Consider the following 13,235-nt stretch of genomic DNA (forward strand, 5'->3'; position numbering starts at 1 on the left):
CACCTCCAATGTCCTGCTGAAGGCGCTCGAAGAGCCGCCCGAGCGAACCGTCTGGGTGCTGTGTGCGCCGAGTGAGGCCGACCTGCTGCCGACGATCCGCTCGCGCGTGCGCACCCTCCGCCTGCGCGAACCCGATATCGCGGACGTGGCTCGGCTCATCGCCCAGCGGACCGGAGCCGATCCTGCTGTCGCGGAGCAGTCGGCCCGCCACGCTCAGCGCCACATCGGCATGGCGCAGCGACTGGCGACGGATGCCGCGGCCCGCGCCCGCCGGAATGACATGCTCCGCGGCGTGCTCGCCGTGAGGGGAGTCGGTGACGCCGTCGAGGTCGCCGGACGCGTGGTCCAGGCGGCCACCGAAGACGCGAAGGCGCTCACCGCGGAACGGGACGACGCCGAACGGACGGGCCTCCTGCGCACACTGGGCATCGCCGAAGGCGCCGCCGTGCCGCCCGCGGTCCGTTCCCAGCTGAGCGCGCTCGAAGACGACCAGAAGCGTCGCGCGACCCGCAGCCTCCGAGACGGAATCGACCGCGTGCTCACCGACCTGCAGTCGATGTTCCGCGACGTGGTCATGCTGCAGTTCGACCGCGGCGGCGCGGCCGACGGCGACCTCATCAACCGCGAACTCGCGCCTGAGCTGTATGCGCTCGCGTCGGCGTGGACGGCGGAGCGCACGCTCGTCGTCCTCGATCAGATCGCCGACACCCGACGCAACCTCGAGCAGAACGTCGCGCCCACGCTGGCTCTGGAGAGCATGCTCGTGACCGTCGCGAGCGGAAGGACCCCGTGAAGTCCACCGGACAGCTTCGCCCGACCCGGCGCACCACACGGCTCGTCGCACTCGTCGCGGGACTCGCCGCCGCCGCCGCCCTTTCCGGATGCCTGCAGGCGATCATCCCGGATACGAAGCCGCGGTCGACCGCGAGCCCCACCCCCGATGCCGAGGGGGTCGCTGGCGAGCTGCTCCCCTTCTACGAGCAGACCCTGTCGTGGTCGGCCTGCGGAGACTTCGACTGCACGATGATCACCGCGCCCCTCGACTGGGCGGATCCCGCCGCCGGTGACATCCAGCTGTCGGTCATCCGCCAGCGCGCAACCTCCGGCACCGCGATCGGGTCGCTGCTGACCAATCCCGGAGGGCCCGGCGTCAGCGGTGTCGACCTGATCCGGGAGAGCGTCGACTTCGCCGTCGGGGAGTCGCTGCAGCAGCAGTTCGACGTCATCGGCTTCGACCCGCGCGGCGTTGCGCAATCCACGAGCGTGCGCTGCCACGATGCGGCGGAGATGGACTCGTTCCTGTTCGACATCGCCGAAGCGCCACGCGGATCCGAACGGTGGATCCAGGAGCGCACCGAGTGGAATCAGGCCTTCGTCGACGCGTGCGACGCGAACAGCGGCGGCATCCTTCCGTTCATCACGACCGAGAACTCGGCCCGCGACATGGATCTGCTGCGTGCAGTGCTCGGCGACACGGAGCTGCACTACCTGGGCTACTCCTACGGCACGTTCCTGGGCGCGACCTACGCCAAGCTCTATCCCGATCGCGTGGGCGGACTGGTCCTCGACGGCGCGGTCGACCCCACCGTGTCACCCGGGAGAGCGAACGCCATCCAGGGTGTGGGCTTCGAATCCGCACTGCGCGCCTACATGGCGGACTGCCTGGACACACCCGAATGTCCCTTCCGCGGGACCGTGGACGAAGCGCTGGCAGACCTCGGAACCCTGCTCGCAGGCGTCGAACAGTCACCGCTGGAGGGACCCGATGGGCGTCTGCTCGGCGCCGAATCGCTGCAGACCGCCATCGTGGCCGCACTGTATGCCGAAGGGAGCTGGCCCGCGCTCACGGCCGCCCTGGCCGATGCACTCCAAGGCGACCCGGGGATCGCGTTCCAGCTGACGGACTTCTATCTGAGACGCGAGGGCGGCGAGTACTCCGCCAACGTGTGGGAGGCGTTCTGGGCGTACAACTGCATGGATCAGCCTCGCGACGCCACCGCCGAGGAGCAGGCTGCCGACCAGGCGCTGGTCGCGGCCGAAGCGCCCACCGTGGCGCCCTACTGGTTCACCCCGACGCCGTGCGAAGTCTGGCCGTATCCCGCGACCGGCACCAACGATCCGATCGCGGCGGCGGGCGCGGCCCCGATCGTCGTGGTGGGGAGCACGAACGATCCCGCGACCCCGTACGAGTGGGCCGTGGCGCTCGCCGACCAGCTGGAGTCCGGAGTGCTGATCACGCGTGTGGGCGAAGGCCACACCGGCTACAACAAGGGCAACGCGTGCGTCGATGCGGCGGTCGAGACGTACCTGCTGCAGGGCATCGTTCCCGAGGACGGCCTTCGCTGCGAGTAGAGCGGATGCCGGGGGCCCGGCGCGTTCGCGGGTGCTCCGGCGACCCTGTAAGATCGATGATCGTGCATCGCGCAAGCGCGGCGCGCCACCTTAGCTCAGTCGGCAGAGCGATTCACTCGTAATGAATAGGTCAAGGGTTCGATTCCCTTAGGTGGCTCAGATGAGTCAAGGACCGCTTCCGCGGCCTTGTCGTAGGCCCTGAACCAGATCAGCGACAGGGGTGGGTCAGCGACATGGACGCAGCGATCGATGCGGTCGTGGAGATCTTCACCTGGGTCGGCTTCGGCGCCGGCGCGCTGCTGGCGGGGATCGCGTTGGTGGCCTACCTCCTCGATGGCACCTGGGTTCCGGTGCGCGCGGTGGTCGAGCCGACCGAGCACGGCAAGGTCGTGCGGTGGTTCGACGAAGACGGCGGAGTGAACGAAGCGCCGTTGACCCACGAACAGCTGCACATCATCGGCGACGCCGGCATGTACGACATCTACTCCCGCCGCGGATGGCACAACCGCATGCGGCTCACACACCACTCTCCGCTGGTGCGCGCGATCTCGCTCCTGGCGGCCGGCCTCCTCGCCCTCGGGCTGGTGGCTCTGATCGTCTCCTACGTCTTGCTGTTCTCGCGCGGCTGACTCCGGTGCGGCCGCGAGAGTGCACGATCCGCGATCACGCGAGCGCCAGCATCCCGCCCGCGAGAAGGGCGAGCGCGAGCCCGAGCCACTGCACAGCGGCCACCCGCTCACGCAGGACGACTGCGGCGAGCAGGATCGTTCCCGCAGGGTAGAGCGCGGTGAGCGCCGAGACGATCGAGAGATCGCCCGTGCGCAGCGCCAGCAGCAGGATCGAGTTGGCCGCAGCATCCACGAGTCCGCAGATGATCGCGAGCCACCAGGCGCGCGAGCGCGATGCCGGGACTCCGTTGCCCGCGGGCGCCGCCGCGGCCGCATGCTCGAGGTCGGCATGGCCCGTCGGGGTCGCACCGACGATGGGGCCCGACACCTCGAGAACCGAACCGGCAGGCCGTCCTGACCGGACCGCCCGAAGGGCGAGCACAGCGACGATCGCCAGCGTGACCACCGTACTGGTCGCGCGGTTCACGATCAGGGGAGCCAGTCCGCTCTCGTCGCTGGTCTGATCGATCACGATCAGGAACGCGCCGATCGCGAGACCGGCACCGACCGCCATCAGCAATCCGCGGGTGCTCGGTCGCACGACCTTCTGGCCCGGGATGAACCCCACCAGCACGACAGCCACCAGGGCGACCGCCAGGCCGGCGTAGCCCACCGGCGACAGGGTCTCGCCGTTCACGAGAAGGCCCCAGAGCATCGGGGCGATGGCCGATACGACGGCGGTGAGCGGCGACAGGATGCTCATCGGGCCGATCGCCAGGCACGCGTACAGCAGGGCGATGGCGACGACGCCGAAGATGCTGGACAGCAGACCCCAGGCGATGTCGGGAGCCGACCACTCGCCTCCGATGAACGGGAAGGCGACCGCGAGAATGACCAGTCCGGATGCCGCGGCCACGGCGGTCACGACGATCGAGCGCAGTCGTTTGGCGGCGAGTCCACCGAGGAAGTCGGCCGCGCCGTAGATGATTGCGCCGACGAGGGCGAGTCCGGCCGAGAGCATGGTCGCTCCAGCTTAGGGAGTTGCTTGCCTGCACTTTTCGCTAGCTAAGCTAGCGATATGCATCCTTCTCGCTCATCGGGCAGGCAGCCTTCCCGGTGGTTGAGGATCGGCATCCCCGTTCTGCTGATCTTGGTGTGGCTCGTCGGAGGGTCCGTCGGCGGACCCTACTTCGGCAAGGTCGACGAAGTCTCCACGAACGACCAGTCATCGTTCCTGCCCGAGAGTGCGGATGCCACGCGAGTAAGCGAGCGTCTTCCCGATTTCCTCGGCGGCCGGATCATCCCCGCCGTCGTGGTGGTCACCGGTGATGAGGCGCTCGACGAGCGGCAGCTCGCGGATCTGCAGACGCTCGCCGATGACATCTCCGAGGTTCCCGGCGTTCTCGACGGCGTCTCGCCCCCGATCCCGTCGGAGGACGGGGAAGCGGTGCAGATCTTCGTGCCGATCGAAGCGGAGGGTGAGTCGCCTCCCATCGTCGAAGAGCTGCGCACTCTGGTTCAGGAGGAGGTTCCCGACGACCTCCAAGCGTGGGTGACCGGCCCGGCCGGCTTCACCGCCGACCTCGTCGAGGGGTTCCTCGGCATCGACGGACTCCTGCTCCTGGTCGCGCTCATGGCGGTCTTCGTCATCCTTGTGATCGTCTATCGATCACCGCTGCTGCCGATCCTGGTGCTGATGACCTCGTTGTTCGCCCTGTGCGTGGCGCTGCTGACCGTGTGGTGGCTCGCGTACGCCGAAATCGTGGTGCTCAACGGGCAGGTGCAGGGGATCCTCTTCATCCTCGTGATCGGCGCGGCCACCGACTACGCGCTCCTGTACGTCGCTCGCTTCCGCGAGGCCATCGGCACCGGCGCCGGACGATGGGAAGCGACGGCGCGGGCATGGCGCGGCGCCTTCGAGCCGATCGTGGCCTCGGGCGGCACCGTCATCGCGGGGCTGCTCTGCCTTCTGCTGTCCGACCTCGCGACCAACCGCGCCCTCGGTCCGATCGCTTCGATCGGCATCGCGTTCTCGGTGCTGTCGGCGCTGACCTTCCTCCCGGCTCTGCTGGCGATCTTCGGCAAGGCCGCGTTCTGGCCGTTCATTCCGAAGCAGGGGACGATCTTCATCCCGGATGACCTGACGCAGCCGGTGGGCCGGGCGTCAGCGAGCAGGAGGTCCGGGGCGGACCCAGGGGGAGGTTTCTGGCCGCGTCAGGCGCGCTTCGTCGCGCGTCGCGCGCGCCGCGTGTGGATCATCAGCAGCCTCGTGCTGCTGGTCGCCGCGTTCGGCGTCCTGCAGCTCAAGGCGGACGGCGTGCCGTCAGGCGACCTGGTTCTGGGCGCGTCCGAGGCACGGGACGGCCAGGAGGCGCTCGCCGAGCATTTCCCTGCCGGCTCGGGAAGCCCCGTGTACGTCCTCGTTCCGGAGGAGGACGTCGCCGCCGCCGTGGAGGTGCTCGAGGGCACGGCGGGTATCGAATCGGTGGTCGTGGCCTCCGAGGACTCGCCGACCGGACAGGCATCCGTCACCGTGGAGGACGGCGAGGCGGTGTATTCGTCGCCGGGACCGCCGGGGACCGCGGCACCGACACCGACGACCGCCGATGGCGACGTTCTGCTGGTCGGCACATTGGCGGATGCCGCAGACTCCGTGGCCGCGGCGCAGACCGTGCGAGACGTGAGATCCGGGCTCACCGGGGCGCTGGGCGACGGAACCGCGCTGGTCGGCGGTGTGACGGCGGTCGACATCGACTCGAACGACACCTCCATCCGCGATCGCGCCGTCATCATCCCCGTCGTGCTGCTGGTGATCCTGCTGATCCTGATGATGCTGCTGCGTGCCATCCTCGCTCCGGTGCTGCTGATCCTGAGCGTGATTCTGTCGTTCGGTGCAGCGCTGGGGGTCAGCGCAGTCGTCTTCAACAATGTGCTCGGCTTCCCCGGCGCAGATCCGGCGGTGCCGTTGTACGGCTTCGTGTTCCTCGTCGCACTCGGCGTGGACTACAACATCTTCCTGATGTCGCGGGTGCGCGAGGAGTCGCTTGCCCACGGTACGCGCCCCGGCATCCTGCGCGGTCTCGTGGCGACGGGCGGTGTGATCACCTCTGCGGGGCTGGTCCTGGCGGCGACCTTCGCGGCGCTCGGTGTCATCCCGATCCTGTTCCTCGCTCAGATCGCGTTCATCGTTGCGTTCGGGGTGCTGCTGGACACATTCGTGGTGCGATCGCTGCTGGTGCCCGCCGTCTCGTACGATGTCGGCCCGGCGATCTGGTGGCCCTCCCGGCTGTGGCGGAAAGGTATCGAAGCCACGGATGCTGCGCCCTCGGCCGTCGAGCGAGCGGGCGGCGAAACGCCGGGCGATGATGCTTCGCCTTCGGTCGTTCAGCGAGCGGGCGACGAAACGCCGGGTGATGCTGTGCGTTCGGTCGTTGAGCGAGCGCAGCGAGACGAAACGCCCTCCGAGCTCGTCGGCCAGGACGGCCGTCCACTGACACGCGCAGAGTACCGTCGTACCCTCGACTCATGACCAGAGCACTGTTTCTCGTCGACGTGCAGAACGACTTCACCGAGCGCGGCGCGCTCGGAGTGGCCGGCGGCGACGAAGTCGCAGAGCGGATCACGAGGTTCCTGTCCGCACACGCCGGCGACTACGAGATCATCGTCGCCTCTCGGGACTGGCACGACGCAGACAATGACAACGGCGGGCACTTCGCATCCGGCGAACCCGACTTCGTCGACACGTGGCCGCCGCACTGCGTGGCCGGAACCTACGGTGCGGAGTACGACGAGGGCTTCGACACATCCGCCGTCACGCATCACCTGAAGAAGGGTCAGGGAAAGCCGGCGTACTCCCTCTTCGAGGGGGTCGCCGATGACGGCACCACTGCATCGCAGCTGCTCGAGCGGCACGGCATCATCGACATCGACGTGGCCGGGCTCGCCACCGACTACTGCGTTCGCGCGTCGGCGCTCGAGGCCATCGAGCACGGCCGGCACGTCCGGGTCTTCACCGACCTGGTGGCGGGCGTGCATCCCGAGTCAAGCGAGAAGGCTCTCGCCGAGATCGCACACGCCGGCGCGGACCTCGTCCATTCCGGTGCCTGAATCGACGCCCGTTCGGCGGGTGCTGCTGAGCGAAGGCGATCGCCTGCGCAGCATCCGCCTCGAAGCGCTGCGCGACCCCGTCGCCGGGATCGCGTTCCTCGAGACGCTCGATGAGGAGGCCGCGCGTCCCGCGGAGTTCTGGCAGGAGCGCGCCGCCGGCGCCGCTTTGAGCGAATCGGCGGCACAGTTCATCGCCGAGGCCGGGCGCGACTGGGTGGGAACGGTCACCGTTCTGGTCTACGAACCCGGCAGCGTCGACTACTTCGGCCGGGCTCGCGTCGACGACCGGGCGCTGGTGGTCGCCGTCTACGTGCGCCCGTCGCATCGGGGCCGCGGCGTGCTCGATTCCCTGATGGATGCCGCGGCGGACTGGGCACGCGGCCGCGGGATGACGGAGCTGGCACTCGACGTGCACGAAGACAACATCCGCGCTGAGCGTGCGTATCTGCGCTCAGGGTTCGTCCCGACCGGGTCCACGTCGCAAGGGCCGAACGGCGTGGAGCGCGAAATGGTGCGCCCGCTGTGAGCGGTTCGGGCGTCGAGGCGGTCCGCGCAGCGCTGCGTGGGGCGGCATCCGATGATCAGCGGGTGAAGATCCAGAAGCGGATGACCGACCCGGCGATGCGCGTGATCGGCGTGCGGATGGGCACCGTGTTCGACATCGCGAAGGCTCACACTGCGATGACCCTGGACGACGTCGATCAGCTGCTGGTCTCAGACACGTACGAGGACCGGATGGTCGCGGTCAGCATCCTCGATTTCAAGGCGCGCGCGAAGAACGTCGACCGCGCGGCGCTGTACGAGCTGTGGATGCGGCGGCTCGATCGCATCGACACATGGGACTACATCGACCGCTCGGCTCCGCGCGTCGTCGGCTGGTACCTGCTCGACAAACCGCGCGACCCGCTGTTCGAGCTCGCGCGCTCCGACGATCGGTGGCACCGGCGGGCGGCGGTCACCGCGGCGTTCTGGATCATTCGCGCCGGCGACCTCGACGACCCGCTGGCGCTGTGCGAAATCCTCGCGGCGGATCCCGAGCACCTCGTGCAGACCAACGTCGGAGTCGCGCTCCGCGAGATCGGGCGGGTCGACCGCGGGCGACTGGAGGAGTTCCTGAAGCGGCGCGGCGCCGACCTGTCGGCCGCCGCGAGACGCACGGCCCGCACGGCCCTCGCCCCGCATCCTTGACCGCGAGACTGCAACCGGGCGTCGAGACTGCGGGTGAACCCCGCAGTCTCGACATCCCAGTGCAGTCTCGCGGTAGCACGTCGGCCCCGTGGGGCTCGAAGCAGTGCCCACCGTGTAGTCCTCGCGATACACGGAGCACGTGAAGAAGCGCGGCGCCCCGGTGGGCGTCGCGCTTCTTCGTGGGCCCCGTGGGGCTCGAACCCACGACCCGCGGATTAAAAGTCCGATGCTCTACCGACTGAGCTAGAGGCCCTCGCAACCAGCCTACTTCGGCTCGGCAGAAGGCTCGGAGCATCCACCGAAACCAGAACGACCGCCGACGCCACCTCGCAGGCATCGACGGTCGTTCTGTTCCGTCTGGGCGCTGCCCCAGACCCCCGGCATGCTGACGCACGCCTTCGGGCCCCGGCCGAAGCCGGGAGCTTGATCACATCGCCGGCGGCATCAGCACCGTGTCGATGAGGTACACGGTCGCGTTGGCGGTCTGAACGCCACCGCAGATGACGGCGGACTGGCCGTTGACCATGATGCTGTCGCCGCTTCCAGTGACCTCGAGGTCCGCACCGTTCACCGTGGTGTGGGTACCCTCGATGTCGTCCGGGACGATCTGGCCGGGGACGACGTGGTAGGTCAGGATGCCGCTCAGCAGGGCAGAGTCCGTCTTGAGGACCTCGATGGTCGCGGCGTCGATCTTGGCGAAGGCGTCGTCCGTCGGCGCGAAGACCGTGAACTCGTCGCCGTTCAGCGTGTCGACGAGGTTCACGTCGGGGTTCAGCTGACCCGAGACCGCTGCGGTGAGCGTGGTCAGGATGGGGTTGTTGGACGCGGCTGTGGCCACCGGGTCCTTGGCCATTCCGGCAACCGAGCCGGCGCCGTCCGGCACTGCCTCGGCGTAGCCGGCGCAGCCGGTTCCGACGAGGTTGGCCGCGGGATCCATCTCCGCTTCCGGTGCCATCGACTCTTCGGCGGCGGCGGGCGGCGCGGTGGTCGCCTCGGTGGTGGTCGAGCTCGCTCCTGAGGAGCAGGCACTGAGCGCGATGGCGGCGGCGAATGCCACCGGCAGGCCGAGCAGATACAGCTTCTTGCGGGACATCTTGTCCTCCTAGTTTCGCAGCGCCGAACGGTGCCGCAGCCAGTGGTGCTGTGGCCACTCGAGGCGGCCTACAAAGATGTCTTCGGCGCCCTCGTCCGATCGGATGGGGCATTTCCGACATCCGCTTCGATTACTGCCGAGCAAACCGAAACGCCGGCCGCGCCGAAGATGATGTGCACCTCGCGCGCGGGTGCGCGATGGAGGAAGCATCACGATCAGGCCGTCAACCCTCGGGTCGCGGGCGATCGCCTGAAAGGTACTAGGGCATGCTTGTACGTGTGGTGATCGATGGTGTGAACGTGCCGGAAGAAGGCGCGGACTCGATCGACCACGCCGGTGAGCTGCTGCTGCTGATCGCGAATGGCGACCAGCAGGCGTTCGCCCGGCTCTACGACATGCTCTCGCCGCGGGTGTTCGGTCTCATCCTCCGGGTGCTGGTCGACCGCTCGCAGAGCGAAGAGGTGCTCCAGGAGGTCTTCCTGGAGATCTGGCAATCCGCCGGTCGGTTCGCTCCGAACAAAGGGCAGGGAAGGTCGTGGATTCTCACGATCGCACATCGCCGAGCGGTAGACCGCGTGCGGTCCGCTCAGGCGAGTACCGATCGTGACGTCCGAGCGGGCTTCCGCGATATCGGCGTCGCATATGACGGCGTGGCCGAAGAAGTGGAGCTGCGGATCGAAGGTCAGCGTGTCTCCGAAGCGCTCTCGACCCTGCCTGATCCGCAGCGCGAGGCCCTGACCCTCGCGTACTACGGGGGTTACAGTCAGAGCGAGATCGCGGCGCTTGTGGGGGCGCCGCTGGGGACGATCAAGACGAGGATGCGGGACGGCCTGTCCCGGTTGAGGGTGGAAATGGGGGTGGCATCGTGAACGAGCAGGAGTTCGCCGAACTGGCGGCCGGCTATGCGTTGAGCGCGTTGTCACCCGACGACGAGAGAGCTTTCGAGACCGCGCGCCGACAGCATCCGGAGTGGGAGCACCACGTGACGACGGATGCCGCGACCGCGGCCCTTCTCGCCGAAGACGTCCCCGAGGTCGCTCCGCCGCCCGGCGTGCGGGCCGCGCTTCTCGCGCGGATCGGCGCCCCCGGCGAGGCCGGCCACGTGGGAGCCGCATCTACAGACATCGCACCCCCGGAGCGGGGCGCAGCGCTGCGCTCCGACCAGCGCGATGCGACCGTTCCGGCCGAGACGACGGCTCCGCGCCGCTGGGGCGCGCGTGCGTGGTTCGCACTCGCCGCGTCGCTCGCGATCCTCGTCGGCGTCGGTTGGGGCGCGGCGTTCGTCAGCCAGCAGCTGAGCACTCCGGCATCCGTCGTCGCCCTCAACGAGATCGAATCAGCACCCGACGCACAGGCCGAGACCGTGAACCTGTCCGACGGGGGCGTGGCGACCGCGCACTGGTCCGAGTCGGTCGGCAAGGCCGTGCTCGTCACGGACGGACTGCCCGCCCTCGCCGATGACCAGAGCTACGAGCTGTGGTTCGTCCGAGACGGCGATCCGATCTCGGCGGGGGTGTTCGCCGCTGCCGACGGCAGCACGACCGCTCTGCTCGATGGCTCCATGCAACCGGGGGACGTGATCGCCGTGACTGTCGAGGCGGCGGGCGGATCGCCCACCGGCCAACCCACGTCGGATCCGATCGTCGCCATAGCGACGCAGGATTCGTAGCGGCTCCCGTTCCGCTTCCGCGGGTAGCCTGGAAGGGTGAGCGACGATTCGAGGGGCTTCCACAAGCCCGTGAGGCGGCCTGGCGAACTCTTCGACCGACGGTTCGCCGCCGAGGATCCTGCGGAAGTCTCCCGCGTGGCCCACTCCACGGCTCACGCGCTGCTGGCACGAGCGCGGGAGGATCCGGACGGCGTGGTGGTGGAGCGACTCGTGGCCTTCACCGATGAGCACGGAATCGACGACATCGCCGAACTCTGGTCGCGGTCGCCGTCACGGTCGCTCCCGGGCGCGCTGTGGCGGCTGTACCTGATACAGCTCATGATCCACGACGATCCGCAGACCGCCGCGTTGCTCTACGAGCGTGGTCGGGTCGAGATCTCGTCCGTCGATCCCGTGGTGGCCGGAGCGCCGACGCCGGCCGGTCCTGACGAGTTGGTAGACCTCGTCGACACGATCCTGCGCGGTCTGTTCCAGGGCGACTTCGCGGTCGCCCTCGACCGGGCGGCCGCATTCAGCCGAGTGCAGGCGTCCGGTGCCAGCCACCTCGCCGACGACTACGAGGCCACCGAGCCCGAGCGTGCGTCGGCGCTCACGACACGCGCGCTGCGCCTGGCCGACTATGCGACCGATCTGTCGGCGTGCGCCTCGCTCTGGCGACGCGAGTCGCTGACCTGACGGGGCCGAGGCAGAAAGTGCCGGGCCGCAGAACGCCTCTCGGCGCGGAGCCGCTCGCAGCGGCAGAAGATGGAGCCCGGGGTTACTGCGGCCCGGCTGTTCCAGTGTAACCGAGCACCCCCGGTCGGCATTCCCGCCACACGCGCTCGATAGGCTCGGACAATGGCCTGGCGATTCGCGCTCATGATCGATCCTGCGGAACCCGACGATGCGCGCACTGACTTCACCCCGACGTTCACGGAGGTCGACCCGGCCGCACCAGCCCTGAGTGTGGGTGAGCTCAGCACTCAGCGCGGCGACGGCATCTTCGAATCCGTCGGCGTGATCGACGGCCACGCGCAGGAGGTGCAGGCCCACCTCGACCGCCTGGCTCACTCGGCGGAGCTGTGCGACCTTCCGGCACCGAACCTCGAGCAGTGGCGCGAGGCGGTCGCCCTCGCCGAGAGTCGCTGCGGGCCGGGGGAGAGCGTCATCAAGCTCATCCTGAGTCGGGGCGTCGACCACGGACCGGCGCCGACCGCGTGGATCACCGCCGCCCGCGCGGCGGACTTCTCGCAGGTGCGTGTACGCGGCGTGCGGGTCGTCACGCTCGATCGCGGCTACGACAGCGGGGTACCGGCCCGCGCGCCGTGGCTGCTGCTCGGCGCGAAGACCCTGTCGTACGCGGTCAACATGGCGGCGATCCGCGAGGCGAAACGGCGAGGGGCGGATGACGCCATCTTCGTCTCGTCCGACGGGATCGTGCTGGAGGCTCCCACCGCGTCCCTCATCCTCCGGATCGACGACGTGTATCTGACGCCCGCGCCGAACGGCGGCATCCTGCAGGGGACGACGCAGCTGAGTGCCTTCGCGTGGCTCGAGCAGCAGGGCCTCGCCACCGAGTACCGCGACGTCCCGACGACGCAGCTGCACACGGCGGATGCCGCGTGGCTGGTGTCGTCCGTCCGGCTCGCCGCGCCGATCTCGGAGATCGACGGCACGCCCATCGCGATAGATGCGGACTTCACGGCGCGGTTGAACGAATACCTGCTCAGCCCGCGCGACTGAGCCGAGCCGCGTGCCGTCCGACCCCGAGGGTCAGCCGAATCGGCCCGAGACGTAGTCCTCGGTCGCCTGCACGCTCGGGGTCGTGAAGATCGAGCGGGTGTCGTTGTACTCGATGAGCTTTCCCGGCTTCCCGGTGCCCGCGATGTTGAAGAACGCGGTGCGGTCCGAGACGCGGGATGCCTGCTGCATGTTGTGCGTGACGATGACGATCGTGTAGTCGTTCTTCAGCTCGCCGATCAGCTCTTCGATCGCATAGGTCGAGATCGGGTCGAGAGCCGAGCAGGGCTCGTCCATGAGGAGCACCTGAGGCGACACGGCGATCGCACGTGCGATGCAGAGGCGCTGCTGCTGCCCGCCGGACAGGCTCGAGCCCGGCTTGTCGAGGCGATCCTTGACCTCGTTCCACAGGTTCGCTCCGGTGAGCGAGCGCTCCACGAGGGCGTCCGCGTCGGACTTGGAGATGCGTTTGTTGTTGAGCTTCACACCCGCCAGCACG

13 protein-coding genes, 2 tRNA genes and 1 pseudogene are annotated in these 13,235 nt (G+C 68.7%); 12 read left to right on the forward strand and 4 right to left on the reverse strand.

Annotated features, from left to right (window positions below; translation table 11 throughout):
* The 4 genes and pseudogenes from VFX99_RS11770 to VFX99_RS11785 form a co-directional block, all read left to right on the forward strand.
* Nucleotides 1-793 (forward strand): annotated as a pseudogene (locus VFX99_RS11770) (DNA polymerase III subunit delta'); the annotation flags it as partial.
* Nucleotides 790-2,352 carry an alpha/beta hydrolase gene (locus VFX99_RS11775; RefSeq protein WP_329666483.1) on the forward strand — a complete coding sequence of 521 codons (1,563 nt, stop codon included), beginning with the start codon at nt 790-792 and terminating at the stop codon, nt 2,350-2,352. The pseudogene VFX99_RS11770 and the gene VFX99_RS11775, both read left to right, overlap by 4 nt.
* A gap of 84 nt (nt 2,353-2,436) precedes the next feature.
* A tRNA-Thr gene (locus VFX99_RS11780) sits at nt 2,437-2,509 on the forward strand.
* A 76-nt stretch (nt 2,510-2,585) separates the two neighbouring features.
* Nucleotides 2,586-2,981 (forward strand): hypothetical protein, encoded by a 396-nt coding sequence (locus VFX99_RS11785; protein ID WP_329666484.1) that lies wholly within the window; start codon nt 2,586-2,588, stop codon nt 2,979-2,981.
* Nucleotides 2,982-3,015: 34 nt separating this feature from the next.
* Here the strand turns inward: VFX99_RS11785 and VFX99_RS11790 are convergent, their stop codons facing one another.
* Complete coding sequence (locus VFX99_RS11790) at nt 3,016-3,981, reverse strand: EamA family transporter (protein WP_329666485.1); 966 nt, start codon at nt 3,979-3,981, stop codon at nt 3,016-3,018.
* Between the two features lie 57 nt (nt 3,982-4,038).
* Between VFX99_RS11790 and VFX99_RS11795 the strand changes: the two genes are divergently transcribed.
* Genes VFX99_RS11795 through VFX99_RS11810 form a run of 4 tightly spaced genes read left to right on the forward strand, consistent with a single transcriptional unit; the run spans nt 4,039 to nt 8,255 of the window.
* Nucleotides 4,039-6,489, forward strand: a complete 2,451-nt coding sequence (locus tag VFX99_RS11795) for an MMPL family transporter (RefSeq protein WP_329666486.1) — start codon at nt 4,039-4,041, stop codon at nt 6,487-6,489.
* The gene (locus VFX99_RS11800; protein ID WP_329666487.1) at nt 6,486-7,067 is read left to right on the forward strand and encodes an isochorismatase family protein; all 582 of its coding nucleotides are present in this window, start codon (nt 6,486-6,488) and stop codon (nt 7,065-7,067) included. Before VFX99_RS11795 ends, VFX99_RS11800 begins: the two co-directional genes overlap by 4 nt.
* Nucleotides 7,060-7,593, forward strand: coding sequence for a GNAT family N-acetyltransferase (locus tag VFX99_RS11805; RefSeq protein ID WP_329666488.1), 534 nt, complete (start codon nt 7,060-7,062; stop codon nt 7,591-7,593). The genes VFX99_RS11800 and VFX99_RS11805 overlap by 8 nt, the downstream gene beginning before the upstream one ends.
* The gene (locus VFX99_RS11810) at nt 7,590-8,255 is read left to right on the forward strand and encodes a DNA alkylation repair protein (RefSeq protein WP_329666489.1); all 666 of its coding nucleotides are present in this window, start codon (nt 7,590-7,592) and stop codon (nt 8,253-8,255) included. The genes VFX99_RS11805 and VFX99_RS11810 overlap by 4 nt, the downstream gene beginning before the upstream one ends.
* A 180-nt stretch (nt 8,256-8,435) precedes the next feature.
* Here VFX99_RS11810 and VFX99_RS11815 read toward each other — a convergent pair.
* Together VFX99_RS11815 and VFX99_RS11820 are read right to left on the reverse strand one after the other, a co-directional pair.
* Nucleotides 8,436-8,508, reverse strand: a tRNA-Lys gene (locus tag VFX99_RS11815).
* Between the two features lie 174 nt (nt 8,509-8,682).
* Nucleotides 8,683-9,348, reverse strand: a complete 666-nt coding sequence (locus tag VFX99_RS11820) for a fasciclin domain-containing protein (protein WP_329666490.1) — start codon at nt 9,346-9,348, stop codon at nt 8,683-8,685.
* 266 nt (nt 9,349-9,614) lie between these two features.
* Between VFX99_RS11820 and sigK the strand changes: the two genes are divergently transcribed.
* The 4 genes from sigK (at nt 9,615) to VFX99_RS11840 (ending at nt 12,739) form a co-directional block, all read left to right on the forward strand.
* Nucleotides 9,615-10,217, forward strand: coding sequence for an ECF RNA polymerase sigma factor SigK (gene sigK / locus VFX99_RS11825; protein ID WP_329666491.1), 603 nt, complete (start codon nt 9,615-9,617; stop codon nt 10,215-10,217).
* Nucleotides 10,214-11,017, forward strand: coding sequence for an anti-sigma factor (locus tag VFX99_RS11830; protein WP_329666492.1), 804 nt, complete (start codon nt 10,214-10,216; stop codon nt 11,015-11,017). Before sigK ends, VFX99_RS11830 begins: the two co-directional genes overlap by 4 nt.
* 36 nt (nt 11,018-11,053) lie before the next feature.
* Entirely contained in the window at nt 11,054-11,692 is a 639-nt protein-coding gene (locus VFX99_RS11835) for a DNA-directed RNA polymerase subunit beta (protein WP_329666493.1), read from the forward strand.
* 162 nt (nt 11,693-11,854) lie between these two features.
* On the forward strand, nt 11,855-12,739 hold the full coding sequence (locus tag VFX99_RS11840; protein ID WP_329666494.1) for an aminodeoxychorismate lyase: 885 nt from the start codon (nt 11,855-11,857) through the stop codon (nt 12,737-12,739).
* A 30-nt stretch (nt 12,740-12,769) separates the two neighbouring features.
* Here the strand turns inward: VFX99_RS11840 and VFX99_RS11845 are convergent.
* The coding region (locus VFX99_RS11845) for a phosphate ABC transporter ATP-binding protein (protein ID WP_329666495.1) at nt 12,770-13,235 on the reverse strand (466 nt) is incomplete at its 5' end.

This window comes from Microbacterium sp., assembly GCF_036277215.1.
Classification (GTDB): Bacteria; Actinomycetota; Actinomycetes; order Actinomycetales; family Microbacteriaceae; genus Microbacterium.

What these genes read in the sequence shown, in the direction of transcription:
- VFX99_RS11840 (WP_329666494.1), top strand. Translation starts at nt 11,855, where the DNA reads ATGGCCTGGCGATTCGCGCTCATGATCGATCCTGCGGAACCCGACGAT.
- VFX99_RS11795 (WP_329666486.1), top strand. Translation starts at nt 4,039, where the DNA reads ATGCATCCTTCTCGCTCATCGGGCAGGCAGCCTTCCCGGTGGTTGAGG.
- VFX99_RS11820 (WP_329666490.1), bottom strand. Translation starts at nt 9,348, where the DNA reads ATGTCCCGCAAGAAGCTGTATCTGCTCGGCCTGCCGGTGGCATTCGCC.
- VFX99_RS11800 (WP_329666487.1), top strand. Translation starts at nt 6,486, where the DNA reads ATGACCAGAGCACTGTTTCTCGTCGACGTGCAGAACGACTTCACCGAG.
- VFX99_RS11790 (WP_329666485.1), bottom strand. Translation starts at nt 3,981, where the DNA reads ATGCTCTCGGCCGGACTCGCCCTCGTCGGCGCAATCATCTACGGCGCG.
- sigK (WP_329666491.1), top strand. Translation starts at nt 9,615, where the DNA reads ATGCTTGTACGTGTGGTGATCGATGGTGTGAACGTGCCGGAAGAAGGC.
- VFX99_RS11785 (WP_329666484.1), top strand. Translation starts at nt 2,586, where the DNA reads ATGGACGCAGCGATCGATGCGGTCGTGGAGATCTTCACCTGGGTCGGC.